The organism is Crossiella sp. NPDC003009, assembly GCF_053591555.1.
The window spans coordinates 30938-56930 of record NZ_JBSFUA010000026.1 but is presented as its reverse complement, the minus strand read 5'-3'; the positions used below and the strand labels follow the sequence as shown (position 1 = coordinate 56930).

Annotated in this window: 22 protein-coding genes and 1 tRNA gene; 10 read left to right on the top strand and 13 right to left on the bottom strand. The window is 71.7% G+C overall.

The genetic code is table 11. From position 1 onward, the window contains the following. Positions 1-43: 43 nt before the first annotated feature. From mfd to ACWDY5_RS24980, 3 genes are all read right to left on the bottom strand, one after another. Positions 44-3658 (bottom strand): transcription-repair coupling factor, encoded by a 3615-nt coding sequence (mfd, locus tag ACWDY5_RS24990; protein ID WP_449724587.1) that lies wholly within the window; start codon positions 3656-3658, stop codon positions 44-46. 82 nt (positions 3659-3740) lie between these two features. Beyond that, positions 3741-3974: a hypothetical protein gene (locus tag ACWDY5_RS24985; RefSeq protein ID WP_449724586.1), complete on the bottom strand. Its 234-nt coding sequence runs from the start codon at positions 3972-3974 to the stop codon at positions 3741-3743. Then, positions 3971-4819: an alpha/beta hydrolase gene (locus tag ACWDY5_RS24980; RefSeq protein ID WP_449724585.1), complete on the bottom strand. Its 849-nt coding sequence runs from the start codon at positions 4817-4819 to the stop codon at positions 3971-3973. The genes ACWDY5_RS24985 and ACWDY5_RS24980 overlap by 4 nt, the downstream gene beginning before the upstream one ends. A 111-nt stretch (positions 4820-4930) precedes the next feature. On the opposite strand from ACWDY5_RS24980, the gene ACWDY5_RS24975 reads away from it, so the two are divergent. Beyond that, a complete protein-coding gene (locus ACWDY5_RS24975; RefSeq protein ID WP_449724584.1) occupies positions 4931-5899 on the top strand; it encodes a hypothetical protein in 969 nt (322 codons plus the stop codon). Positions 5900-5951: 52 nt separating this feature from the next. Next, positions 5952-7127 (top strand): PQQ-dependent sugar dehydrogenase, encoded by a 1176-nt coding sequence (locus ACWDY5_RS24970; RefSeq protein WP_449724583.1) that lies wholly within the window; start codon positions 5952-5954, stop codon positions 7125-7127. Here the strand turns inward: ACWDY5_RS24970 and ACWDY5_RS24965 are convergent. The 3 genes from ACWDY5_RS24965 to ACWDY5_RS24955 all read right to left on the bottom strand — a co-directional run bounded on the left by ACWDY5_RS24965 (position 7114) and on the right by ACWDY5_RS24955 (position 10217). Beyond that, on the bottom strand, positions 7114-8331 hold the full coding sequence (locus tag ACWDY5_RS24965) for an MFS transporter (protein ID WP_449724582.1): 1218 nt from the start codon (positions 8329-8331) through the stop codon (positions 7114-7116). The genes ACWDY5_RS24970 and ACWDY5_RS24965 overlap by 14 nt on opposite strands. 9 nt (positions 8332-8340) lie before the next feature. Further along, positions 8341-8940: a TetR/AcrR family transcriptional regulator gene (locus ACWDY5_RS24960; protein WP_252481303.1), complete on the bottom strand. Its 600-nt coding sequence runs from the start codon at positions 8938-8940 to the stop codon at positions 8341-8343. Positions 8941-9257: 317 nt separating this feature from the next. Then, positions 9258-10217 carry an acyl-CoA desaturase gene (locus ACWDY5_RS24955; protein ID WP_449724581.1) on the bottom strand — a complete coding sequence of 320 codons (960 nt, stop codon included), beginning with the start codon at positions 10215-10217 and terminating at the stop codon, positions 9258-9260. A gap of 219 nt (positions 10218-10436) precedes the next feature. Between ACWDY5_RS24955 and ACWDY5_RS24950 the strand changes: the two genes are divergently transcribed. The 7 genes from ACWDY5_RS24950 to pth all read left to right on the top strand — a co-directional run bounded on the left by ACWDY5_RS24950 (position 10437) and on the right by pth (position 17773). Next, positions 10437-11630 (top strand): alpha/beta hydrolase family protein, encoded by a 1194-nt coding sequence (locus ACWDY5_RS24950; protein WP_449724580.1) that lies wholly within the window; start codon positions 10437-10439, stop codon positions 11628-11630. A gap of 139 nt (positions 11631-11769) precedes the next feature. Beyond that, positions 11770-11840: transfer RNA gene (locus ACWDY5_RS24945), tRNA-Gln, on the top strand. A 154-nt stretch (positions 11841-11994) separates the two neighbouring features. Continuing rightward, complete coding sequence (locus ACWDY5_RS24940) at positions 11995-13641, top strand: diguanylate cyclase (protein WP_449724579.1); 1647 nt, start codon at positions 11995-11997, stop codon at positions 13639-13641. 80 nt (positions 13642-13721) lie between these two features. Beyond that, positions 13722-15209 (top strand): bifunctional UDP-N-acetylglucosamine diphosphorylase/glucosamine-1-phosphate N-acetyltransferase GlmU, encoded by a 1488-nt coding sequence (glmU, locus tag ACWDY5_RS24935; RefSeq protein ID WP_449724578.1) that lies wholly within the window; start codon positions 13722-13724, stop codon positions 15207-15209. 16 nt (positions 15210-15225) lie between these two features. After that, a complete protein-coding gene (locus tag ACWDY5_RS24930) occupies positions 15226-16197 on the top strand; it encodes a ribose-phosphate diphosphokinase (protein WP_252481256.1) in 972 nt (323 codons plus the stop codon). Between the two features lie 306 nt (positions 16198-16503). Beyond that, positions 16504-17112 carry a 50S ribosomal protein L25/general stress protein Ctc gene (locus ACWDY5_RS24925; RefSeq protein ID WP_449724577.1) on the top strand — a complete coding sequence of 203 codons (609 nt, stop codon included), beginning with the start codon at positions 16504-16506 and terminating at the stop codon, positions 17110-17112. Positions 17113-17194: 82 nt separating this feature from the next. After that, complete coding sequence (pth, locus tag ACWDY5_RS24920) at positions 17195-17773, top strand: aminoacyl-tRNA hydrolase (RefSeq protein WP_252481258.1); 579 nt, start codon at positions 17195-17197, stop codon at positions 17771-17773. A 4-nt stretch (positions 17774-17777) separates the two neighbouring features. Here the strand turns inward: pth and ACWDY5_RS24915 are convergent, their stop codons facing one another. Next, a complete protein-coding gene (locus ACWDY5_RS24915; protein WP_449724576.1) occupies positions 17778-19361 on the bottom strand; it encodes a fatty acyl-AMP ligase in 1584 nt (527 codons plus the stop codon). Positions 19362-19394: 33 nt separating this feature from the next. Between ACWDY5_RS24915 and ACWDY5_RS24910 the strand changes: the two genes are divergently transcribed. Further along, entirely contained in the window at positions 19395-19811 is a 417-nt protein-coding gene (locus ACWDY5_RS24910; protein ID WP_449724575.1) for a hypothetical protein, read from the top strand. Here ACWDY5_RS24910 and ACWDY5_RS24905 read toward each other — a convergent pair. The 6 genes from ACWDY5_RS24905 to ACWDY5_RS24880 form a co-directional block, all read right to left on the bottom strand. Further along, positions 19777-20229, bottom strand: coding sequence for a hypothetical protein (locus ACWDY5_RS24905; RefSeq protein ID WP_449724574.1), 453 nt, complete (start codon positions 20227-20229; stop codon positions 19777-19779). The two genes, ACWDY5_RS24910 and ACWDY5_RS24905, sit on opposite strands and share 35 nt — an antisense overlap. Positions 20230-20419: 190 nt before the next feature. Then, a complete protein-coding gene (locus tag ACWDY5_RS24900; protein ID WP_449724573.1) occupies positions 20420-22213 on the bottom strand; it encodes an ABC-F family ATP-binding cassette domain-containing protein in 1794 nt (597 codons plus the stop codon). Positions 22214-22260: 47 nt separating this feature from the next. Then, entirely contained in the window at positions 22261-23226 is a 966-nt protein-coding gene (locus ACWDY5_RS24895; protein ID WP_449724572.1) for a 4-(cytidine 5'-diphospho)-2-C-methyl-D-erythritol kinase, read from the bottom strand. Between the two features lie 80 nt (positions 23227-23306). After that, a complete protein-coding gene (locus ACWDY5_RS24890; RefSeq protein ID WP_449724571.1) occupies positions 23307-24119 on the bottom strand; it encodes a MetQ/NlpA family ABC transporter substrate-binding protein in 813 nt (270 codons plus the stop codon). A gap of 14 nt (positions 24120-24133) precedes the next feature. Beyond that, on the bottom strand, positions 24134-24817 hold the full coding sequence (locus tag ACWDY5_RS24885; protein ID WP_252481267.1) for a methionine ABC transporter permease: 684 nt from the start codon (positions 24815-24817) through the stop codon (positions 24134-24136). After that, the gene (locus tag ACWDY5_RS24880; protein WP_252481268.1) at positions 24814-25836 is read right to left on the bottom strand and encodes a methionine ABC transporter ATP-binding protein; all 1023 of its coding nucleotides are present in this window, start codon (positions 25834-25836) and stop codon (positions 24814-24816) included. Before ACWDY5_RS24880 ends, ACWDY5_RS24885 begins: the two co-directional genes overlap by 4 nt. Positions 25837-25993 lie beyond the last annotated feature (157 nt).

Here is a 25993-nt window from a genome sequence, read left to right as displayed (position 1 = left end):
CTTCTCACGATCGGGTGGCGCAGGTTCGTACGAGTCTTGCCCATCAGGCCCTTCCCGCCCCAACGGGGGTACCTGGAGTGACCCCGACGAGGCTGTGCAGGAACTGGGCGCACCAGTCCAGCAGCTCGCGGTCGCGCAGCGGCGGCGCGCCCATCCGGCCACCGGCCGGTCCCTCGGTCGGCCTTGGCACGTTCACCTGGCGGGTGGCCGGCTTGTACAGCGCCTTGGGGTAGAGCCGCTTGAGCCGGATGGTCTGCGAGTCGCGCAGCTCCATCGGCGCGAACCGGATCTGGCTGCCCTGCAACGCGATCTCGGTGACCCCGTGCTCGCGGCAGGTCTGGCGCAGCGTGGAGACCGCCAGCAGGTGCTCCACCGCCTTGGGCAGCGGGCCGTAGCGGTCGGTCAGCTCCTCGCGGACCGCGTCCAGGTCGGCGCCGCTGGCCGCCGCGGCGATCTTGCGGTAGGCCTCCAGCCGCAGTCGCTCGCCGGGCACGTACTCGTGCGGGATGTGCGCGTCCACCGGCAGCTCGATCCGCACGTCGGCCAGCTCGGCTTCCTCGCTCTCGCCCTCACCCGCTCCGGCGTGCTTGCGGAAGGCGTCCACCGCCTCGCCGACCAGCCGCACGTAGAGGTCGAAGCCGACACCGGCGATGTGCCCGGACTGCTCCGCGCCGAGGATGTTGCCCGCGCCGCGGATCTCCAGGTCCTTCATGGCCACCGCCATGCCCGAGCCCAGCTCGGAGTTCTGCGCGATGGTGGCCAGCCGGTCGTGCGCCTGCTCGGTGAGCGGGGCCTCCGGCGGGTAGAGGAAGTAGGCGTAGCCGCGTTCCCTGGCCCGGCCCACCCGGCCGCGCAGCTGGTGCAGCTGGGACAGGCCGAGCAGGTCGCCGCGCTCCACGATGAGGGTGTTGGCGTTGGAGATGTCCAGGCCGGTCTCCACGATCGTGGTGCAGACCAGGACGTCGTACTCCTTCTCCCAGAAGCCCTCGATGATCTTCTCCAGCTTGTCCTCGTTCATCTGCCCGTGCGCGGTGACCACCCTGGCCTCCGGCACCAGCTCGCGGATCTTGCGCGCCGCCTTCTCGATGGTGCTGACCCGGTTGTGCACGTAGAAGACCTGGCCGTCGCGCAGCAGCTCGCGCCGGATGGCCGCGCCGACCTGCTTGTCGTTGTGCCCGCCCACGTAGGTCAGCACCGGGTGCCGCTCCTCCGGCGGGGTGAGGATGGTGGACATCTCGCGGATGCCTGCCAGGCTCATCTCCAGCGTGCGCGGGATCGGGGTGGCGGACATGGTGAGCACGTCCACGTGCGTGCGCAGGGACTTGATGTGCTCCTTGTGCTCGACCCCGAAGCGCTGCTCCTCGTCCACGATGACCAGGCCGAGGTCCTTGTAGCGCACGTTCTTCTGCAGCAGCCGGTGGGTGCCGATGACGATGTCCACGCTGCCGTCGGCCAGCCCGGTCAGCACCTTCTCCGCTTCCATCGTGTCGGTGAAGCGGGACATGCCCTTGACCGTGACCGGGAAGGCGCGCATCCGCTCGGTGAAGGTGTTCAGGTGCTGCTGGCCGAGCAGCGTGGTGGGCACCAGCACCACCACCTGCTTGCCGTCCTGCACCGCCTTGAACGCCGCGCGCACCGCGATCTCGGTCTTGCCGTAGCCGACGTCACCGCAGATCACCCGGTCCATCGGCACCGCGCGGCGCATGTCCGCCTTGACCTCGTCGATGGCCGCCATCTGGTCGGGGGTCTCGGTGAACGGGAAGGCGTCCTCCAGCTCCCGTTGCCATGGGGTGTCCTCGCCGAAGGCGTGGCCGGGCGCGGACTGCCGGGCCGCGTAGAGCTGCACCAGCTCGGCCGCGATCTGCTTGACCGCCTTGCGCGCCTTGGCCTTGGTCGCCTTCCAGTCCGAGCCGCCGAGCTTGTTCAGCGCGGGCAGCTCGCCACCGACGTAGCGGGAGACGTCGTCGAGCTGGTCGGTGGGCACGAACAGCCGGTCGCCGGGCTGGCCGCGCTTGCTGGAGGCGTACTCCAGCACCAGGTACTCGCGGGTGGCGCCCTGCACGGTGCGCCGCACCATCTCCACGTACTTGCCGATGCCGTGCTGCTCGTGCACCACGAAGTCGCCCGCCTTGAGCGCCAGCGGGTCGACGGCGTTGCGGCGGCGGGAGGGCATCCGGCGCATGTCCTTGGTGGAGGTGCCGCCGCGGCCGCCGGTGAGGTCGGTCTCGGTGAGCACCACCAGCGCGGGGTCGGTCAGCACGAAGCCGTCCTCCAGCGCGCCGCGGACCACGGTGACCAGTCCGGGCGGCGGGGCCTCCGGCAGGCCGTGCTCGGCCCAGCGGCAGGGCACCTCGGCCTCGCTGAGCTGTTCGCAGGCGCGCTGGCCGGTGCCGGTGCCGGGCACCACGAGCACCGCGGCTCCCCCGCTGGCGGCGTGCGCGCGCAGGTCGGCGAAGGCCCGCTCCACCTCGCCGCGGTAGGCCTCCACCTGGCGGACGTCCAGCCGGATGGGGCGGCGCTCGCCGTCCACGTCGTCGGTGGTGAGCTGGCTCAGCGACCACCACGGGCGGCCGGTGTCGCGGGCGTGCTCGGCCACCTCGGACAGGCTGCGGTAGGCCGAGGCGCCCAGGTCGATCGGGGCCTTGCCGCCGCTGGCCGCGGCCATCCAGGAGGCCTCCAGGAACTCCTGGCCGGTGCGCACCAGGTCGTGCGCGCGGGTGCGCACCTTCTCCGGGTCGGCCACCAGCACGTGCGTGCCGGCCGGGACCACGTCGGTGAGCAGCTCCAGCTCGCCGGGCAGCAGCGCGGGCAGCAGCGCCTCCATGCCCTCGCACGGGATGCCGTTGGCGATCTTCTCCAGCATCTCGGCCAGCTGCGGGTCGCCGGTGTGCTCCTGGGCCAGATTGGCCGCGCGGGCGCGCACCTGCTCGGTGATCAGCAGCTCCCGGCAGGGCGGGGCGAACAGCTCCGGCACCGCGTCGGACAGCGAGCGCTGGTCGGCCACGGCGAAGGCGCGGATCTCGGTGACCTCATCGCCCCAGAACTCCAGCCGCACCGGGTGTTCGGCGGTGGGCGGGAAGACGTCCAGGATGCCGCCGCGCACGGCGAACTCGCCGCGCTTCTCCACCATGTCCACCCGCACGTAGGCCAGCTGGACGAACCGCTCGACCAGCTCGGCGAAGTCGTGCTCGGAGCCCACCCGCAGCCGCACCGGCTCCAGCTCGCCGAGGCCAGGGGCCATCGGCTGGATCAGGCTGCGCACGGTGGCCACCACCACCCGCAGCGGCCCGAACTCCTCGGGGTGGGCCAGCCTGCGCAGGATGGACAGCCGCCCGCCGACGGTGTCCGCGCGCGGGGAGAGCCGTTCGTGCGGCAGCGTCTCCCAGGACGGGAAGACCGCCACGGTGTCCTCACCGAGCAGGTCGCCGAGCGCGCGGCCCAGCTCCTCGGCCTCGCGGCCGGTGGCGGTGATCACCAGCACCATCCGGCCCGCGCCGACCGGGGCCGGCGCGGCCAGGGTGGCCACCACCAGCGGCCGGGCCGAAGCCGGGCCCTCCAGCTCGAGGTCGTGGGCGCCGACCGAGGTGACGACCCTGCGCATGGCCTCGGAGGTCGTGGCGGCGGTGAGCAGGCCGGCGAGCGGCGCGGACGTGGTCATGGCGGAGTGCGGTCCCCTCGGTGTTCGAACGCGAGACAGACCTCTGCCCGGGATCAGCGCCCCCGGGGAGGGGTCTCGTTGGTCAGCCTACGTCTGCCGCGCGCTTGTCGCTCGCGCGCTCGTCGGTCGCGACCCACCACTCGACCAGCCCCGGCGCCAGCCCGGCAGCGATCAGGTGGCCGGGATTGAATCCTTCGCAGTAGTAATGATTGAGCAGCAAGCTGGTCGCCAGCACGCCGACCAGCACCGGGATCCGCCACCAGTACCGGATGAGCGCCCGCCCCATCCGCTTGAAGTTCCACGCGATGGTCCTCATCGCCGGACCAGCGAGTCCAGGATGCCCACCACCTCGTCCGGGCGGGACAGGAAGCCAATGTGGCTGCCCGCGGCGGTGTGCACGTCGAAGGGGTGCTCCGGGTTGGCCGCGTCCGCGTCCGCGATGAACAGGTCCTGCCAGGCGGGCGGGTGCAGCCGGTCGTCGGCCAGCCGGATGTAGCTGCGTGGCACCCGGCCCCAGGTCGCCGGGTCCAGGCCGGTGTCGCCCTGGGTGATGTGCAGCGACTCGTCCGGGTCCAGGGTGTTCAGCGCGGCCAGGAACTCGGCCTCGGTGCCCTCGGCGAACATGGCCTCGTGCAGCGCGGCTAGCGCCTCGGGGTCGGCGGTTCGCCAGTTCATCCGGATCACCCCGGCCGTCATCGGGTCGGCCGCGAGCACGTGCGCGCCGACCGCGGCGGCCAGGCTGTCCGCGTACTCCGGGGCGCTCAGGTAGTCGGCGACCGGCCGGGTGCAGCACCAGGCGGAGAGGTAGACGATCCGGTCCAGCAGCTCGGGCACCGCGTTGCCCACGCCGCCGAGGGTGAACCCGCCGAGGCTGTGCCCGGCCAGGATCACCGGCCCGTGCTCGGCGGCCCTGCGCACCACCGCGACGGTGTGCTCGACGTAGTCCGCCAGCGTCACCGAGGTCATCGGCGAGGGCGCGGCCGCGAACGCGGCGAGGTCCTGCGGGGCCTGGTACGCCGGGACGAACCCGGCCTGGAAGCCGTGCCCCGGCAGGTCGACGGCGAGCGAACGGTGCCCGCGCAGCGCGAGTTCCCGCTGCACGGCCGACCAGCTGAAGGAGTTCGCGTTGGAGCCGTGCACGAGCACGAACGTGGGTGTCACCAGTGCAGCCTGCCACGCGCCATCCGTTGTGCCCTACCGGTTTGTCGGACCTCGTCGCTAATTTCGAGCGGTCCGGCAGAAGCCGGGGGGAACACTGGGGAAAGGGCACACATGTCTGCCACACCATGGGGCCGGGTCGTGCTGCGCGGAGTCGGGGTGACCGTCGCGGTAGCCGCCGCCGGTCTGCTGACCGCCACCGCCGCGCTGGCCGCCCCGAAGAAGGCCGCCGAGCGCACGGCGGTCAGCTCCTACGAGTTCGTCAGCCAGTCCGGCGACTGGGTCGGCGGCGGCCAGACCCGTTCCTACCAGGCGCCGACTGACAAGTTCCGGTTCACCGGCAACGCCGAGTACCTGACGCTGTCCGTGGACTCCGCCGACGGCCGCGAGTGGTGGTCGGTCACGCTGGCCGCACCGAAGGGCGAACGCCTGCGGCCGGGGGTCTACCGCGACGCCGAACGCGCCCCGTTCCGCACCGGGCGCGCGCCCGGCCTGGACGTGGGCGGCACCGGCCGCGGCTGCAACCAGGTCTGGGGCCAGTTCGCCATCGACCAGATCGAGGCCGACAGCAGCGGCGCGGTCAGCGTGCTGGAGGCCAGCTTCACCCAGAACTGCGAGGGCCCGGACGCGCCCGCGCTCAAGGGCAAGGTGAAATACCAGGCCTTCCCGCTGGGCTACAAGTTCGCCAGCGACCCGGGCGACTGGGTCGGCGGCGGCGCGAGCAAGGCGTACTCCGGCTCCACCACGGTGTTCACCATGAGCGGCACCGTGGCCAACGGCCTGAGCCTGGGCGTCTCCGGGCAGCGCGACGGCTGGCGGGTGGAGCTGGCCGCCCCGCGCGGTGAGTCGCTGAAGGTGGGCAAGTACCTCGACGCGCAGCGGGCCTCCTTCCGCGAGGACGGGCACCCCGGCATCGACATCGGCGGCAACGGGCGCGGCTGCAACAAGATCAGCGGTTCGTTCGAGATCACCGAGCTGGTGACCAACCCGGACGGCACGGTCAAGGCGCTGGCCGCGACCGTGGAGCAGCACTGCGAGGGCGGCACGCCCGCGCTGCGCGCCACGATCAACTACTACGCCTGAGCCGCACCGGCGTTCACGGCGAGGCCACAGCCGATGCCGCACCCTGGGGCGCATGAACTCGCGGCTCGCGGTCATCGGTGTGGCGGTCCTGCTCACGGCGGGCTGCGCGGGCGGGGTGGGCGGCACCGCGCCGTCCACCTCGCCCGCGCCGGGCCTGGCGGTGGAGGTGGTCACCGACAAGCTCACGCACGGCTGGGAGATCGGCTTCCTGCCCGGCGGCCAGGTGCTGGTCAGCCAGCGGCCCGGACGGCTCACCCTGCTGTCCGAGTCCAAGCCGGGGGCCACCGCCACCGAGGTCAGCGCCGACTTCGCCGACGTGCTGGTGCGCGGCGAGGGTGGGCTGATGGGCCTGGTGGTGCACCCGGACTTCGCCACCTCGCGCAAGTTCACCACCTGTCAGACCCACCAGCAGGGCGACCGGGCGGTGGACGTCCGCCTGGTCACCTGGACGCTGGCCGCGGACGGCCGCAGCGCCACCAAGAACCCGGAACCGCTGCTCATCGGACTGCCGGTGATCAGCAGCGGGCGGCACTCCGGCTGCCGCCTCCAGCTGGCCCCCGACGGCGCGCTGCTGGTCGGCACCGGCGACGCGGCACAGCCCGCGGCCGCGCAGGACCGGCAGGGGCTGGGCGGCAAGGTGCTGCGGATCGACCTGAACACCGGCGCGCCCGCGCCGGGCAACCCTTTCGCCGCCTCCGGCAACGCCAGGGAGCGGCTGATCTACAGCTTCGGGCACCGCAACGTGCAGGGCCTGGCGGTGCGGCCGGGCGGGGACCAGGTCTTCGCCGCCGAGCACGGGCCGACCCGCGACGACGAGGTCAACCTGGTCAAGGCGGGCGCGAACTACGGCTGGGACCCGTCCCAGGGCGGCACGGTGACCAGCTATGACGAGAGCGTGCCGATGACCGACACGGAGCGGTTCCCGGACGCGGTGCCCGCGGTGTGGAGCTCGGGCGCGAGCACCGTGGCGGTGTGCGCGGCGGACTTCCTCAGCGGCGCGGACTGGGGCGAGCTGGACGGCGTGCTGGCCATGACCACGCTCAAGGGCAGCAAGCTGCTGCTGCTCAGCCTGGACGAGGCGGGCGCGGTCAAGTCGGTGGCCGCGCCCAAGGAGCTGGACGACACGCACGGCCGGTTGCGCGCGGCCCGGCGCGGCCCCGACGGCGCGCTGTACGTGACCACCAGCAACGGCACCGGGGACAAGCTGCTGCGGATCACCCGGCGCTGAGCGCGGGCGAGGTGTTGCGCAGCCCGCGCACACTGCGGCTGGCCAGCATGAACAGCGTGGCCAGCGCGATCACCCCGGCCGCGGCGAACAGCGTCTCGGTGACCCCGAAGGCGTGCGCGGCCGGTCCGATCGCGATCTCACCTATGGGCACCGCGAGGAAGGAGCCGATCGCGTCGTAGGAGTACACCCTGGCCAGCCGGTCGGCCGGGATGTGCTGCTGCATCGAGGTCTCCCAGGCCACCCCGAACTGCTCCAGCCCGACCCCGGCCAGGAAGGCCATGATCACCAGCGTCCAGGTCTGCGGGCTGATCGCCAGGGTCAGCGGCAGCACCACGTCCAGCAGCATGCAGGCGCAGCCGATGAACAGCAGCCTGCGCACCCGCAGCCGCATCGCGATCACCGCGCCCACCGCCATGCCAGCGGTCTGCGCGGCCAGCACCAGCCCCCAGGCCGAGCGGCCGATGGTGGCGTCGGCCACCGCGGGGCCGAGCACCTGGAGCACGCCGACCACGGCCGCGTTGAGGAACATGAACCCGACCACCACCACCCAGACCCAGCGCCGGGAGACGAACTCCCGCCAGCCCTCGGCCAGCTCCCGGACCATGCTGGTGCGCTCGGTGGCGGGCGCGGCCCTGGGCACCCGGATCAGCAGGAAGCACAGCCCGGCCAGCGCGAAGGTCAGCGCGTCCAGCGCCAGCCCCCAGCCCGGCCCGACCACCGCGACCAGCAGCCCGCCAGCCGAAGCGCCGACGATCTTGCTGCTGCTGACGCCGAGCCGGACCAGCGCGTTGGCCTGCTGCCAGGACTTCGCCGGCGCGGTCTGCGGGGTGATCGCGGCCGAGGCGGGCCAGGAGAAGGCCACCGCCACGCCGTTGATCGCGGCCAGCACCGCCACCAACGGCACCGTGGCCGAGGCGGTGATCACCAGGAAGGCCAGCGCGCCCTGGCTGAGCGCGCTCACCGCGCTGCTGCCCACCAGCACCAAGTGCCGGGGTAGCCGGTCCGCGACCACCCCGCCGAAGAGCAGGGAAAGCACGGACATGAACGAGCGCAGGCCCACGATCAGCCCGAGGGAGACGACCGAGCCGGTGAGGTCGAGCACGGCGAAGGCCAGCGCGATGGTGGCTACCGAGTCACCCAGCTGAGTGATCACCCGTCCCGCGGTCAGCAGCCGGAACGCGGGGTACCGCAGGGGCGCGAACACCCGGTCAAGTTACCGAGAGATGGTCAGCTTGGGCGCCGGGTCCAGGTGTGACAAACCCTTCCAGGACAGGTTGACCAGGTGCGCGGCCACCTCTTCCTTCTTGGGCTTGCGCACCTCCAGCCACCACTGCCCGGTGAGCGCGACCATGCCGACCAGCGCCTGGGCGTAGAGCCCGGCCAGCTTGGGGTCGTAGCCGCGCGCGGAGAAGTGCAGGCCGAGGATGTGCTCGACCTGGCTGGCGATGTCGTTGAGCAGGCTGGAGAAGCTGCCGGTCGCACTGGCCACCGGTGAGTCGCGGACCAGGATGCGGAACCCGTCGGTGGACTCCTCGATGTAGTCCAGCAACGCGGTGGCGGCGTGTTCGAGCAGCTCACGGGGGTGCGTGGCTTGGGAGAGCGCGCCGATGACGCCTTCCAGCAGGAGGTCCATCTCGCGGTCCACGACCACCGCGTAGAGCCCTTCCTTGCCACCGAAGTGCTCGTACACCACCGGCTTGGACACCCCGGCGCGGTGCGCGATCTCCTCGATGCTGGCCGCGTCGTAGCCCTTTTCGGCGAACAACGCCCTACCGACCTCGAGCAGCTGTTGCCGCCGCTCCTTGCCGGTCATACGCACACGCGCTGGCGGGCGCGCTGCGGCGACATCCGTCTGCGCCCGCTCGCGTCGTCGTGCTGCCATCACTCCCACCCTAGATGCTTTCCCGCCCACAAGACGTCGGCGGCCCAGTTCACGCCACTCGTGAACTGGGCCGCCAACCCAAAACTGCCGGTACGACCGCCCCCAAACGGACACCGGCCGCCTTGCTGCGAAACAGGCGTGGCGCGCCAGCGACACGCCGGGCTCTTCACTGGCGGTGGGGTTGATTCTTCGCGTCGCCGACGAGGCGACTCAAGAGCGAAAAATCTCGCGTGCGGAGCACGCCAATGTCACTGCTCGGTCACCGTGATCCGCGCCAGCCGCTGCTCCGTCGGCCACCGCACCGAGTAAGCCCACCCGAGCTTCTCGAAGATCCAGATGATCCGAGCCGAGGTGTCCAGCTGCCACTTCCGCACCCCATGCCGGGCGCAGGTCGGGTCAGCGTGGTGCAGGTTGTGCCAGGACTCGCCGAAGCTCAGGATGGCCAGCGGCCAGAAGTTGGCCGCCTTGTCCTTGGACTTGAACGGCCGGTCGCCGATCAGGTGGCAGATCGAGTTGGTCGACCAGGTCACGTGGTGCAGGAAGCCGACCCGGACGATGCCCGCCCAGAAGAACGCGGTCAGCGCCCCCCACCAGGACCAGGTGATCAAGCCACCCAGCACGCCCGGCAGCACAAAAGTGAGCAGGGTGAACAGGAAGAAGAACCGGTCGACCGAGCGGATGTCCTTGTCCGCGAGCAGATCAGGCGCGAACCGCTCGGCGTTGGTCTTGTCCCGGTTGAGCGTCCAGCCCATGTGCGCGTGCCAGAAGCCCTTGGTCAGGCCCCACGGCGTGGTGCCGTGCAGCCACGGCGAGTGCGGGTCGCCCTCCTTGTCGGAGAAGGCGTGGTGCCGCCGGTGGTCGGCCACCCAGTGCAGGATCGAGCCCTGCACCGCCATCATCCCGGCCACGGCCAGGCCGATCCGCAGTGGGCGTTTGGCCTTGAACGAGCCGTGCGTGAAGTGCCGGTGGAAACCGATCGTCACGCCGAGGCCGGACAGGTAGTAGAAGAACACGGCGAGGCCGATGTCCACCCAGCCGAGTCCCCACCCCCAGGCCAGCGGCACGGCCGCGATCAGCGCCAGGGTCGGCAGGATCACGAAGGCACAGATGGTGATGTGCGCGGTGGTGGAGCGCGGTGCGCCCAGCATCGGCTTGGGGCCGCGCGTGGCGTCCTCGGTGGTGGTGGGAGTCTCGACGGTGGTCGTCATTCGATAGCTACCTCAGCGATGTGGGGGAAGGTCGAGGCGGTTCGGCACCCAACTTACGGAACCGTAACTTACGCCAGCGTAAGTAAGGCCAACCCAACTCGCCAGACCTCGTGGCACAGGTCTCGGTGTGTCTGGTTCCCCGGGCGTGTCGGTTCACGCCGATCTGACCCCAAGCTCACCTGAACGGCGCTAGCTGGACTTGATCAGGACAATGCGCTGGTGGAGAACACCTCGGTCCGCCTGGACCCGCCGGCCGCGCCGCCCCGCCCCCGCCGCACCGGACGGCGGATCGTGGCGGCGGTCCTGGCCACCCTGCTCACGCTCACCGTGGGCGCGGGCGCGGTCGGCTGGTACTACAGCGGGGAACTGCTCGTCCCCTACTCGGGTGAACCGCAGTTCCGGGACACCGTGCTGGCCAGCACCAGCGCGACGGTGACCCTGGCGGACACCGAGAACTCCCGGCAGCCGGGCACGTTCACGCTGGTCTGGCCGGGTGGCGCGGCCAGGGTCGGCGAGATCACCCGGCGCTCCGGCGAGCAGGTGGAGCGGCAGCTCGTCGGCGGCGTGGCGGTGCCGGTCGGCACCAAGGTGCGCTTCGACAACGACGTGTTCAACGGCGATCCCAAGCAGGCCCTCGGGCTGGACTTCAGCACCGTGTCCGTGGCCTCCGAGCTGGGCCCGATGCCGGCCTGGCTGGTGCGGCCGGAGCCCGCCAAGGACACCGGGCTGTGGGTGGTGCAGGTGCACGGGCGGGGCGCCAGCAGGGACGAGACGCTGCGGGTGGTGCCGGCACTCCGGAAACTCGGATTGGCCAGTCTTTCGGTTACTTACCGCAATGACAAAGGCGCGCCAATTTCACCCGATGGGCTGTATCACCTGGGTGACTCAGAATGGCGGGACGCGGAAGAGGCGGTGCGGTTCGCGTTGCGGAACGGGGCCCGCCGGGTGGTGCTGTTCGGTTACTCGATGGGCGGGGCGATCGTCGGCCAGCTGCTGGCCCGCTCCCCGCTGGCCGGGCAGGTGGCCGCGGTCGTGCTGGACGCACCCGTGCTGAGCTGGCGGAAGACCCTGGACTGGCAGGCCGGCGAGCGGGGCCTGCCGCAGTTCCTGACCCCGATCGCGGAGCTGGTCTCCCGCTGGCGCTCCGGCATCGACTTCGACCGGCTGGAGCTGATCGAGCGCCCGCCCGCGACCAAGCCGCCCACCCTGCTCATCCACGGCGCGGCCGACGGCACGGTGCCCGTGCAGGCCAGCCGCGACCTGGCCGAACAGGCCAGGCGGCTGGGCTGGCCGCTGGAGTACCAGGAGGTGCCCGGCGCCGACCACGTGGCCGCGTGGAACCTCGACCCCGCCGCGTACGAGCAGCGGATCAGCGGCTTCCTCAGCCGGACGCTCGCCCTGCCCCCGGCCTGACCTGCGCGGCGACCGCCCCGGGGCCACGGTCCGGAAGTCGCCAACCTGATGTTCATTTGTGGCAAACCCAGCCGGATGTCACAGCGCGCGGGCCGGATATGTAACGATGTCCGGGCGGACGCGCAGCCGGTGTCCGTGATCCGCCGTGGTGTAACGGCAGCACCTCGGATTTTGGTTCCGATGGTCCAGGTTCGAATCCTGGCGGCGGAGCGGTGCGGACTCGGGGGAGGGTCCAACCCGAACGGTGGACAACCGGCGGCTATGCGACACGTCAGTAAGGGGGTGTGCGCCACTGTCCTCGGAAACGGTCGACAGGCGGGACGGCCCCTTGCCCACGCGTTCTGAGCTCTCCGAAGCGTGGTTGGTGGGGCGTGCCCGCGAACTGTCCGCCGTCGCGCAGAACAGCGAGCTGGGCACCCAGCTCAACGCCGCCCAGGAGACCGACGAGCTGCTCACCGAGGCCCAGCGGCGCGGTGAGCCCTGGATGGTCGGCGAGATCCTGCGCTGCGCCGCCGTGGTCCGCCTGGTCACCCCCAGCATCGCCGACGACGCGGAGCCGTTGCTGGAGGAGATGATCGCGCACACCCGCAGGCACGGGCTGCTCGTGCTGGAGGCCGACGCGCACGCGCTGTCCGGCCGCCGCGCGCTGATGGCCGACCGCGAGGACGCCGCGCTCTCCTCCATCGCCAAGGCGCTGGCCATGCTCGACGACGAACCGGCGCCCGACGCGCTGCTGCCGCGCCGCCAATGGGACCGGCTGCTGGTCTCCGCGCTGGTCGACATCGGCCTGGTGCTCACCCAGCTCGGCGTCTACGACATGGCCGACCGGGAGCTGGCCAAGGCCAACCAGCACATCCGGCACTCCGGCGGCCCGCACGACATCGCGGTGCACCTGATCAACCGGGTCCGGCTGCAACTGGGCTGGGGCCTGCGGCTGGAGCGGGTGGACAAGGACGAGGACGCGGTGGACCGCTTCGCCACCGCCTCGGCCATCGCGGTCGCGGTGGAGGGGCCGTGGCGGGAGTCGCTGTTCCCGCGCCGCACCGACCTGCCCGCGGCCGCCCAGGTGCCGGTGCTGGGCGCCGCGCACGCGCTGGCCCGGCCAGGGCTTGAGCACGTGGACCGGCTCAAGGAGCTGCTCGACGTGTCCATGTACCCGCCCGAGCTGATCATGACCTCGATCGCGCTGGCCCGCTCCCTCGCCGAGGGCGACCGGCACGAGGAGGCGCTCTCCGCGCTGACCAAGGTGCGCATGCAGCTGGAGCACGACACCTCGGAGCCCTCGCTGCGGCTGTGCCTGGTGCGCGAGTTCGCCCGGCTGTCCGGGCCGGACTCCAGGGCCACCAACACCGCGCTCTCGGAGTACGCCAACGAGCTGGAGAACGAGCTGTGGGGGCTGGCCCGCACCCGTGAGTCCACCCTGCGCACCCGGCTGGACCACGAGCGGCTGACCCGCAAGCACGGCGCGATGGCCCAGCAGGCGCTGCAGGACCCGCTCACCGGCCTGCCCAACCGGCGCGCGCTGGACGAGCGGATGGACACCCTGTTCAACGCGCCGGGCGCCTACCCGCTGTCCATCGCGCTGATCGACCTGGACGGGTTCAAGGGCGTCAACGACCGGTACTCCCACGCCGAGGGCGACGACGTGCTGCGCGCGGTGGCCAGCACGATCAGGGACGCGCTGCGCGGGGACGACCTGGTGGCCCGCTACGGCGGCGACGAGTTCGTGGTGCTGCTGCCGGGCGCGCCCATCTCGGCCGCCGAGGCCGCGCTGAACCGCGCGGTGGACGCGGTGGACCGGCTGCCGGCGCACCTGTCCAGAGGGGTCACCCTCTCCATCGGCGTTGTCGCCGTGTTCCCGCAGGAAAGCCCAGGTCAGGCTTTGTCCAGGGCGGACTCGGCGATGTACTGCGCCAAGCGCGAGGGCGGCAACCGGGTCTCCGGCGGCCCGGCCGAGGGCCCCCTGGACAGCTACAGCCACCCAGGACTGCTCCCGCCGGTCGCCCCGTAGGATCGTCGGGGCGCGGCCCCCCGTCGCGGGGTGGTCCGCACCTCGACTTCCACACGACGGCAGGCAGGGAGATCCACCCCATGCTCCAGGGCGACGTCGGCCCCATCACCGCGATCGTGCTCGCCGCAGGCGAAGGCACCCGCATGCGCTCGGCCACCCCGAAGGTGCTGCACCGGCTGGCCGGTCGCACCCTCGTCGAACACGCGGTGCGCGCCGCGGCCGAGCTGGGCCCCGACCACCTCGCGGTGGTGGTCGGGCACGGCAGGCAGGCGGTGCGGGACCACCTCGACACCGTCGGCAAGGCGCTGGACCGGGAGATCCGGACCGCGGTGCAGGAACAGCAGAACGGCACCGGGCACGCGGTCAGCTGCGCGCTGGAGGCGCTGCCGGCCGACCTGGCCGGGGTGGTCGTGGTGACCTACGGCGACGTGCCGCTGCTGGACGCGGAGACCCTGCGCGGCCTGCTCGCCGAGCACCGGCACGCGGGCAACGCGGTCACCGTGCTCACCGCGAAGGTGGCCGACCCGACCGGTTACGGCCGGATCGTGCGGGACACCACCGGGGTGGTGACCGCGATCGTGGAGCAGAAGGACGCCGACGAGGCGCAGCGGGCCATCCAGGAGATCAACTCCGGGGTGTACGCCTTCGACGCGGACGTGCTGCGCGGTGCGATCGGCAGGCTGTCCACCGACAACGCCCAGGGCGAGCTGTACCTGACCGACGTGCTCTCCATCGCCCGCGGCGACGGGCTGCGGGTGGGCGCGCTGGTCAGCGGGGACGCCTGGCTGGTGGAGGGCGTCAACGACCGGGTGCAGCTGGCCAGGCTGGGCGCGGAGCTGAACCGGCGGCTGCTGGAGCGCTGGATGCGCGAGGGCGTCACCGTGATCGACCCGGCCTCGGTGTGGCTGGACGCGGACGTGGTGCTGGCCCGCGATGTCACCCTGTACCCCGGCGTGCAGCTGCGCGAGGGCGTGCGGGTGGGTGAGGGCGCGGAGATCGGCCCGGACACCACGCTGGCCGACTCGGTGGTGGAGGCGGGGGCCAAGGTCATCCGCACGCACGGTTCCGGCGCGGTGATCGGCGAGAACGCTGTCGTCGGGCCGTTCGCCTACCTGCGGCCGGGCAGCAGGCTCGGGGTCAAGGGCAAGATCGGCGCCTTCGTGGAGACCAAGAACGCGACCATCGGCGAGGGCTCCAAGGTGCCGCATCTCACGTACGTGGGGGACGCCACGATCGGTGAGTTCTCCAACATCGGCGCCGCTTCAGTTTTCGTGAACTACGACGGCGTCAGCAAGCACCACACGACGATCGGCTCGCACTGCCGCACGGGCTCGGACACCATGTTCATCGCGCCTGTGACCATTGGCGATGGGGCTTACACGGCGGCCGGATCGGTGATCACCAACGACGTGCCGCCGGGGGCCATGGCGGTGGCAAGGGCCAAGCAGCGGAACATCACCGGATGGGTGGAGCGCAAGCGCCCCGGCACCGCCGCGGCTGATGCTGCCGCGCGAGCACTCGCTGTCACCAGCGATGATGGGGGCAAACACCAGCCAAACGGGGAGTGAAATGACCGTGAGCGCGATGTCGGCGACCCCCAAGAAGAGCTTGATGCTCTTCTCCGGGCGCAGCCACCCCGAGTTGGCCGACGAGGTGGCCAAGCACCTGGACGTGACGGTGACCCCGCAGGCGGCCTACGAGTTCGCCAACGGGGAGATCTTCGTCCGGTTCGAGGAGTCGGTGCGCGGGTGCGACGCGTTCGTCATCCAGAGCCACTGCGAGCCGATCAACACCTGGGTGATGGAACAGCTGATCATGGTGGACGCGCTCAAGCGCGCCAGCGCCAAGCGGATCACCGTGATCATGCCGTTCTACCCGTACGCCAGGCAGGACAAGAAGCACCGCGGCCGGGAGCCGATCTCGGCCCGGCTGATCGCCGACCTGTTCAAGGTGGCCGGGGCTGACCGGATCATGACCGTGGACCTGCACACCGCGCAGATCCAGGGTTTCTTCGACGGTCCGGTGGACCACCTGCTGGCGATGCGGCTGCTCGCCGACTACGTGGGCGAGAAGTACTCGGGGCGGGACATCACGGTCGTCTCCCCCGACTCCGGCCGCACCAAGCTCGCGGAGAAGTGGGCGGACACCCTCGGCGGCTGCCCGATCGCGTTCATCCACAAGACCCGCGACCCGCTCAAGCCGAACGAGGTGGTGGCCAACCGGGTGGTCGGCGAGGTGCGCGGGCGGCTGTGCGTGGTGATCGACGACATGGTCGACACCGGCGGCACCATCGCCAAGGCGGCCGACCAGCTGCGGGCCGAGGGCGCGGCGGACGTGATCATCGCGGCCACCCACGGCATCCTCAGCAACAACGCGCCGAAGAAGCTCACCGAGTGCGGCGCCAGCGAGGTCATCTTCACCAACACGCTGCCCATCCCGCCGGAGAAGCAGTTCCCCGGGCTGAAGGTGCTCAGCATCGCCCCGCTGCTGGCCAAGGCCATCCACGCGGTGTTCGAGGACGGCTCGGTGACCAGCCTGTTCGACGGTCACGCCTGAGCCTTCCCGGCTCGTTTCGTCACGCGCCGGGCGCCCCGTTCCAGGGGTGCCCGGCGCGTGTTTCGTAAGGGGTGTCCGGCCGGAGGACCCGGATGGCGGTACCCCCGATTGGGACCTGCGGCCAGCACAGGCATACACTGGTTGGGTTGCCTCGGCGAGGGTGTTCTTCTCGCGGCTCCGTGATCGACGCGGCGGCGTTCAATCGCCGCGCGTTGTCATTTCTTTGCCGCGCTGGGTACGCCGCCGCAGGTCACCACACACGACTGAGATTTATTCTGCCCGACGTCATGCAAGGAGAGCATCGCCGTGTCCGAGGTCCGTCTCGCAGCAGAGCCGCGCACCGAGTTCGGCAAGGGCGCCGCTCGCCGTACCCGCCGCGCTGGAAAAATTCCCGCGGTGCTTTACGGCCACGGTTCCGACCCGAAGCACGTAGCCCTTCCGGCCCTGGAGTTCGCCCGCGTCGTGCGTGAGCACGGCACCAACGCGGTGCTGACCCTGGACCTGGGCGGTGCCGCCAACGAACTGGCGCTCACCAAGACCGTCACCACCCACCCGCTGAAGAACTACATCGAGCACGTCGACCTGCTGCTGGTCAAGCGGGGCGAGAAGGTCACCGTCGAGGTGCTGCTGGTCATCACCGGCGACGCCGTGCCCGGTGCCCTGGTCACCCAGGAGATCTCCCAGCTCCTGGTCGAGGCCGACGCGCTGAACATCCCCGACCAGGTCGAGGTCTCGATCGCGGGCGTCCAGCCGGGCACCCAGATCCACGCCTCGGACGTGGCCCTGCCCGAGGGCGTGACCCTGGGCATCGACCCGGAGGCCCTCGTGGTCAACGTGGTCGCCGCGCCGACCGCCGAGCAGATGGAGGGTGGCGCGGAGGAAACGGCCGCCGCCGCCGAAACCACCGAGAGCTGAGCCCTCGACGTCGGGCATCATGCTGGACGGCGCGCTGCCCCACCGGGGCGGCGCGCCGTTGGCATCTTGAGGAGGGACACCGGTGAGCGAGGACGACCTGTTGCTGGTGGTGGGTCTGGGCAACCCCGGCCCGCAGTACGAGGGCAACCGGCACAACATCGGCTTCCTGGTGCTGGACGAGCTGGCCGGCCGGGCAGGCGGCAAGTTCAAGGCGCACAAGGGCGGCGCGGCCGTCCTGGAGGGCAGGCTGGGCGGCGCCAGGGTGGTGCTGGCCAAGCCACGCTCCTACATGAACCTCTCCGGCGGCGCGGTCGCGGGCACGGCGCGCTTCTACAAGGTCGACCCGGCCCGGATCGTGGTCGTGCACGACGAGCTGGACCTGCCCTTCGGCACCATCCGGCTCAAGCTCGGCGGTGGCGAGAACGGGCACAACGGGCTCCGGTCCATCTCCAAGTCGCTGGCCACCAAGGACTACCTGCGGGCCCGCTTCGGCATCGGCCGCCCGCCCGGCCGCCAGGACCCGGCCGACTTCGTGCTGAAGGACTTCTCCAGCGTGGAGCGCAAGGAGCTGGCGTTCCTGATCGACCAGTGCGCGGACGCGGTCGAGTCGCTGGCCGCCGAGGGCCTGGAAGCCGCGCAGAACCGCTTCCACGCGCTTTAGCCTCTTACAGCCACTCCGCCAGGCGCTCGCGCACCTCGCTGCGGCGCAGCTTGCCCGAGGGCGTCTTGGGCAGCTCTCCCGGCGGCAGCACCACCACCGCGTTCGGCCGCACGCCCAGGGCGTGCACGACCTCGGCGGCCACGTCCTTGCGGATCCGCCGCTCGACCTCGGCCTCGCCCGCCTTGCGCGACTCGACCACCACGGCCAGCCGTTCCCGCCCGTTGCCCGCCCAGCGCACCGCGACCGCGTTGCCCGCGCGCACGTCCTTGGCGGCGCAGGCGGCCCGTTCCACGTCGGTGGGGTAGATGTTGCGGCCGCCCAGGATGATCACGTCCTTGCGCCTGCCGCAGACCACCACCTGGCCGCCTGCCAGGTAGCCCTCGTCGCCGGTGGCCAGCCAGCCCTCGGCGTCCTGGGTGGCCAGCGGGCCGTCCACGGTCAGGTAGCCCGCGGTCACCGCGTCGCCGCGGACCTGGAGCTCGCCGATCTCGTGCTCGGGCAGCACCCGGCCGTCCTCGCCCACCGCGCGCACCTCCAGGCCGGGCAGCGGCGGGCCGAGCAGCGGGAAGCCGCGCACCTCGTCCACGGCCACGCCGGTCTCCAGCGGCGCGAAGGACACCGCGAGGGTGGCCTCGGCCATGCCGTAGGCGCACAGCACGCACTCCGGGCGCATGCCGAAACGGCCGCCCTGCTTGGTGAACTCGTGCATCACGCCGGGATCGATGGGTTCGGCCCCGCTGAGCGCGATCCGCAGCCGGGACAGGTCGAACCGGTCCTGATCGTCCACTTTGGACAGTTGGCGGGCGAAGACCGCGTAGCCGAAGTTGGGCGCGGCGGTAATGGTGCCGCGGTAGGTGGTGATCAGCTCGGGCCAGACCAGCGGCGAGCGCAGGAAGTCCACCGGGGTGATCTTGACCAGCTCCATGCCCACGGTCATCGGCACGGTGAGGAAGCCGACCATGCCCATGTCGTGGAACAGCGGCAGCCAGGACACCATCACGTCGGTCTCCGGCGCCAGCCCGGCCGCGGTGTGCATGGCCCGGATATTGGCGATCAGGTTGGCGTGGCTGATCACCACCGCCTTGGGTTCGGCGGTGGAGCCGCTGGTGAGCTGGAGCAGCGCCGCGTCCTCCTCGGCGACCAGCACCGGCTCGGCAGGCGCGCCGAGGGCCAGCTCGACCACCGGCAGCACCCGGATGCCGTTGTCCCGCAGGGGTTCGGCCAGCGCGGCGAAGGTCTCGTCCAGCACCACCGTGCGGGCGCTGATCATGCCGAGGGTGCGCACCGTGTCCGCGGCCCAGGCCACCAGGTCGGTGCGCGGGGTCGGCTGGTGCAGCATGGTCACACTGGCCCCGCTCAGCCAGATGCCCTGCACCGCCTGGGCGATCAGCGCTGGGTCGGCGGCCAGCACACCCACCGCGTCCCGTGGCGCGACCCCGGCGGCCAGCAGCGCCCCGGCGATCCGGCGGGCTTGCTGGTGGACCTCGGCCCAGGTGCGGCGGATCGGCTCCTGCGGGGCTCCCGTGGTGATCCCGCGCTGGGTCTCCGCCGCCGCGGTGGCCACCATCGTCTCAACGAACCGGCTCACAGCGTCGAAAGTAGCGCGAGTTAGGGTCCTCCGGTGGCGCTGAACCGATCTTCCGCTGAGACGGCCGAACTGGTCGTCGGCACGGCCAAGAAGGTGATCGCGGACCTGAGCGAGTTCGACCCGGACGGCACGCCGAACCTCAAGGTCTACGCGGAGATGATGGCCGACCACCCTGACCTGGCGCTCTACGAGGTCACCTTCTACCCGGAGCGCTGGGAGTCGGTGGTCGGGCGGGACGGTCCGGGCGCCGCCGAGTCGGACGCGGAGTTCGCCGCCAGGGCCGCCGAGGAGCTCCAGCAGCTGGTCCGCGAGCACCGCGGCTTCGACGCGCCGCGCTGCCCCGGCCACGAGCACGCGGTGACGCCGGTGGCCGACGAGACCGCGCGCTGGACCTGCCCGGAGGACCCGGACCACTTCAGCGCGGCGATCGGCGAGTACCACCGGCGCTGAGCTCGGCCTCGAACCGGGAGCCCAGCGCCGCCCGCAGCCGCCGCTCGATCCGGTCCACGTCCTGGCGCTCGGCAGGCGGCAGCGGCGCGCTCGCGCGCAGGGCGGTGGCCTCGCCGAGCAGCCTGGCCCCCTCCGCCGGGTCCTCGGCCGATCCGGCCAGTCCTTCCAGGGCCAGTGCGATCGCGCGCGGCTCGCCGATGTCCTCGGCGATGGCCAGCCCTTCGCGGTGCAGCGCGCGGGCGGTCTCGGCCTCGCCCCGGCATTCGGCGATGAAGCCCAGCTCGGCCAGCAGCAGCGGGGTGCCGTAGTAGGGCTGGGCCAGGCCGCGGTGCCAGGCCAGTGCCGCGCCGAGCCGCGGTGGTCTGGCCGAGGTGCAGGTGCGCCCAGACCAGGAACCAGGTGCCCAACGACTGTCCACTCTGGACTCTTCAGAGCTGGTTGTGCCGATGAGCAAAGCGAAACCGGGCCGCCAGGCGCCGGTGGTGGCCGCCTGTGCCTGGTGGCACTGGCCGCGCAGGAACCAGTGCCAGGCCAGTGCCGCGCTCAGCCGCTCGGCGGTCGGCGGAGCGGCCAGGTCCAGGGCGGCGCACAGGTTGGAGCGGCGGTGGCTACTCGGCGGTGTCGGCCGCCAGCAGCCACTGCTCCTCGACCTCTGCCTTCTCCGCCAGCACCGCGCGCAGCTCCGCGTCCAGCTTCAGCAGCCGGGCCGGGTCGGTGGCCGCCTCGGCCAGTGCCGCGTGCAGCTCGGTCTCCCGCTTGGTCAGCTTCTCCAGCTGGCGTTCCAGGCGGGCGAGCTCCTTGCGGGCGGCGCGCTGGTCCGCGGCGCTGGGGCCGGTGGCGGCCGGGGCAGGCGCGGCGGGTTCCTGGGGCAGGGTGGCGCGGGCGATCAGGCCGGACTGGCCGCTTTCCTCGCGGCGGCGCAGGTACTCCTCGATGCCGCCGATCAGGTGGGTGATCTTGCCGTCGCCGAAGAGGGCCACCACCTGGTCGCAGACGCGTTCCACCAGGTAGCGGTCGTGGCTGACCACCACCAGGGTGCCCGGCCAGGAGTCGAGCAGGTCCTCCAGCTGCTGGAGGGTGTCGATGTCCAGGTCGTTGGTGGGCTCGTCGAGCAGCAGCACGTTCGGCTCGGCCATCAGCAGGCGGCACAGCTGGAGCCTGCGGCGCTCGCCGCCGGAGAGGTCGCCGACCGGGGTCCACTGGCGCTGCGCCGGGAAGCCGAAGAGCTCGGCCAGCTGGGAGGCGGACATCTCGCGTTTGCCCAGCACCACCCGCCGGGCGATCTCCTCCACCGCTTCCAGCACGCGCAGGGCCGGCGGCAGGTCGGCCAGCTCCTGGGACAGGTGCGCCAGCCGGACGGTCTGGCCCTGGATCCGTTTGCCGGCCTCGGGTTCGCGTTCACCGGCGAGCAGCTTGAGCAGGGTGGTCTTGCCGGAGCCGTTCACCCCGACCAGGCCGATCCGGTCGCCGGGCCCGATCCGCCAGGTGACGTCGGTGAGCAGCGGGCGGTCTGGGATGGTCAGGTCGACGTTCTCGACCTCCAGCACGGTCTTGCCGAGGCGGCGCTTGGCGAAGCTGACCAGCTCCACGGTGTCCCTCGGCGGAGGCACGTCGGCGATCAGGGTCTCCGCGGCCTCGATCCGGTACCGGGGCTTGGAGGTGCGGGCCGGCGCGCCGCGGCGCAGCCAGGCCAGCTCCTTGCAGGCCAGGTTCCGCCGCTTCTCCTCCAGGGTGTCGGCCACCCTGGCGCGCTCGGCGCGGGCGAAGATCCAGTCCGCGTAGCCGCCCTCGTACTGCTCCACCTTGCCCTGGACGACCTCCCAGGTCTTGGTGCACACGGTGTCCAGAAACCACCGGTCGTGGGTGACCACCACCAGCGCGCCGCGCCGGGTGAGCAGGTGCTCGGCCAGCCAGCGCACGCCCTCCACGTCCAGGTGGTTGGTCGGCTCGTCCAGCACCACCAGGTCCAGCTCCTGGACCAGCGCGGCGGCCAGCGCGACCCGGCGGCGCTCGCCACCGGACATCTCGGCCAGCGGGCTGTCCAGGCCGAGCGCGGTCACGCCGAGCCCGTCGAGCACGTTGCGCGCCTTGGGGTCGGCCGCCCACTCGTGCTCGGCGGCGAAGCCCAGCGGGTCCAGCACCAGGGACCGCACGGTGGCGCCCTCTGGCAGCTCGCTGCGCTGGGTGACCACGGCCATCCGCAGGTCCCGGCTCCGGCTGACCCGGCCCTCGTCGGGCGGTTCGACCCCGGCGAGCACCTCCAGCAGGGTGGTCTTGCCACCGCCGTTGAGCCCGACCACGCCGATGCGGTCGCCTTGGGACACGCCGAGGGACACCGCGTCCAGCAACGGCCGCACGCCGTAGGACTTGGACACGGACTCCAGGTTGACCAGGTTGACCATCAGAAGTTCGCGTTCTCCACTATGAGTTGCCGTCCGCGCAGCAGGAACTACGCGTGCACCTCGGGCGGAGCGGAGCGAGGGGACTCCTCGACGCTCATCACCCTGGCGCCGTGCACCGGCCCCTGTGCCACTCGCACGGTACGGCACACGCCGACCCCGGCCAGCTCCGCGGCGACCCGGACCGCCGACTCGGCGTCCTGGCAGAGGAACGCGCAGGTCGGGCCGGAGCCGGAGACGATCCCGGCCAGCGCGCCCGCGTCCACGCCCGCGCGCAGCGTGCGGCGCAGGGACGGGCGCAGCGACACCGCGGCGGCCTGCAGGTCGTTGCCCAGCAGCAGGGCCAGCTGCCGGGGGTCGCCGGTGGCCAGCGCCTCCACCACGGGTTCGACCGCGCCGACCCTGGGCGGCTCGCCCTCGGCGCGCAGCCGGTCCAGCTCGTGGAAGACCGAGGGCGTGGACAGGCCCTCGTGGTCCAGCGCGAGCACCCAGTGGAACTGGTGGCGGGCCAGCACCGGGACCAGCCGGTCGCCCCGGCCGGAGCCGAGCGCGGTGCCGCCGTGCAGGCAGAACGGCACGTCCGCGCCGAGCGCGGCGGCCACGTCGGCCAGCTCGTCCTTGCCGATCTCCAGCTTCCACAGCGAGGCCAGGCCGACCAGGGTGGCCGCGGCGTCCGCGCTGCCACCGGCCATGCCGCCGGCCACCGGGATGCCCTTGCGGATGTGCACCCTGACCCTGGGGTCCTTCGGGTCCCGGCCCACGTACTCGGCCAGCGCCGTCACGGCCTTCCAGGCCAGGTTGGAGAAGTCGGCGGGCACCATGTCCGCGCTGTCGCCGACCACCTCGATCCCCGGCTCCTCGGCCACCGAGACCGTGACCTCGTCGTTCAGGGACAAGGCCTGGAAGACGGTCATGAGGTCGTGGTAGCCGTCCTTGCGCACATCACCGACGGCAAGGTGCACATTGACCTTGGCCGGGGCACGGACGATGACCGGGGGCGGAACGACTGCCAGCACCCTGTCAGCGTACGTGCTCGCCCCGGAAAACACGCCCGGCTCCTGCTCCGCGGACGACTTTCTGCCGGTTGCCGCCAACGTCAGGCCGGGATGACCGCGCCGCCGAACTCCTTCTGGATGTAGTCCCTGGTCTGCTGCGAGGTGAGCAGCTCGGCCAGCGCCTTGATCCGCTTGTCCTCGGCCAGCTCGGGCCGGGTGACCAGCCCGTTCGCGTAGGGGTTCTGCTCGGCCTTCTCCACCGCCAGCGAGCCCTTGATCGGGTCCAGCCCGGCGTCGATGGCGTAGTTGCCGTTGACCACCGAGGCGTCGGTGTCGTCCAGGCTGCGGGCCAGCTGCGCGGGCTCCAGCTCGACGAACTTGATGTTCTTCGGGTTCTCCGCGACGTCCTTGAGCGCGGCGCCCTGCTCGCTGCCCGGCTTGAGCTTGAGCACGTTGTTCGCCTGCAGCAGCCGCAGCGCGCGGGTCTGGTTGGCCGCGTCCTGGGACAGCGCCACCTTCGCGTTGTTCGGCAGGTCGGCGATGTTCTTGACCTTCTTGGAGAAGACCGCGAGCGGCTCGATGTGCACCGGCGCGACGAACTTCAGGTCGCCGCCGCGCTCCTTGAGGAACTCGGTCAGGTAGGGCACGTGCTGGAAGTAGTTGGCCTCCAGCTGCTTGTCCACCAGCGAGGTGTTGGGCAGCACGTAGTCCTGGAACTCCACCACCTCGATCTTGAGGTTCTTGCTCGCGGCCAGGTTGTCCTTGACCCAGTTGAGGATCTTTGCGTGCGGCACCGGGCTGACCGCGACCCGCAGCGCGGAGTCCTGGTTGGCGGCGTTGTCCCCGCCGGCACCGCAGGCGGTGAGGACGAGGGCGGCGGTGACGACGGTCGCGATGAGGGCGGGAACCCGCATTGGAGCTGTCCTTTCTAGACGGTGATCTGGCGGCGACGGTCGACCGTGCGCGAAACAAGATCAAAGAGAATCTGCACCAGGAAGGTGAGCGCGGCCAGCACGATCACCGAGCTGTACAGAAGACGGGAGTCGAAGCGCTGGTAGCCGTAGGTGATGGCCAGGTTGCCGAGGCCACCGCCGCCGACCGCGCCCGCCATGGCGGAGTAGCCGATCAGCGCCACCGCGGTGACCCCGACCGCCGCGATCAGCGAGGGACCGGCCTCCTTGACCAGCACGCTGCGGACGATCTTCGGCTTGCTCGCCCCGGTGGTCAGCGCGGCTTCCACCACGCCGGCAGGCACCTCCCGCAGCGCGGACTGCACCAGCCTGGCCAGGAACGGGATCGCGCCGATGGCCAGCGGCACGACCGCGGGGCCGCTGCCGATGTAGCTGCCGGCCAGCGCCCTGGTCACCGGGATCAGCGCGACCAGCAGGATGATGAACGGCAGCGACCTGGTCAGGTCGACCACGAAGCCCAGCGCCCGGTAGACCAGGGGCTGCGGCCGCAGCCCGCCCGGCGCGCTGGCGTGCAGCAGGACGCCGAGCGGGAGACCGCCGAGCACCGCGAACAGGGTGCCGAGTCCGACCATCAGGCCGGTCTCGGCCCCCGCCTGGGCGAGCTTGTCGAAGACTTCCGCCCAGGGTGTTGCCTCTTTCACGCGGCTGCTCCTCCAGCGAGCACAGTCGGCCGGCGGCGGACGACGGCGCCGCGGTCGGCGATCCAGTCGAAGGCGGCGTCGGCGTTGGCTCCGGTCAACGCGACCCGGAACCGGGCCACGGGGGTGTCGGCCAGGCGGGTCATGCCGCCGCCCAGCAGGTTCAGGTCCACCTCGAAGCGGCTGGCCGCCTCGGGCAGCAGCGCGCCGACGGCGGCGAAGCCGACCAGCACCACGTCGGCCACCCGGTCGAAGCGGGCGTCGGTGTCCCCGGCGCGCACGATGTCCTCCACGCCGGGCAGCAGCGCGCCCGAGGTGCGCGAGCCGGCCTGGGTGACCAGGTCGAGCACCTTGCCGTGCTCGACCACCTGGCCGCGGTCCAGCACCGCGACGTCATCGCAGATCCGGCGGACCACGCCCATGTCGTGGGTGACCACCAGCACGGTCACGCCCAGTTCGGCGCGGGCCCGGTCCAGCACGGTGAGCACCGAGGCGGTGGTGTCCGGGTCCAGCGCGGAGGTGGGCTCGTCGGCCAGCAGCACCGAGGGGTTGGCGGCCAGCGCGCGGGCGATGGCCACCCGCTGCCGCTGCCCGCCGGAGAGCTGGTCGGGGTAGCTGCCCGCCTTGTCGGCCAGGCCGACCAGGTCCAGCAGCTCGACCACCCGCTTGCGCCTGGACTCCACCGGCGCGCCGGCGGCCTCCAGCGGCAGCGCGATGTTGCCCGCCGCGGTGCGCTGGCGCAGCAGCGAGTCGTTCTGCGGCACCACGCCGATCTGGCGACGGGCGGCGCGCAGCGCGGAGCCGCGCAGGGTCACCAGGTCGGTGCCGTCGACCAGGATGCCGCCCGAGTCGGGCTGCTCCAGCAGGGCGATGCAGCGGGCCAGCGTGGACTTGCCCGCGCCGCTCTCCCCGACGACGCCGCACACCGTTCCAGCGGGGACCTGGAGCGAGACGCCGTCGAGCGCGACGGTCGTGCCACTGCGGCCCCGGTAGGCCTTGGTCAGGTTCTCAACTGTGATCACGATGTCTCCATGGCAGGGCGGTGCCGCGCTCGGCGGCCCGCGCACACCTGTGTGTCCGGTGCTCCGGACGTAAGCGGGTAGAGCGTGTGGAGGAGGAGAACGCCGTCAGAGCGGCGGAAGTCCGGTCAGGACCGACAACCGGAGACCGTACGACGAC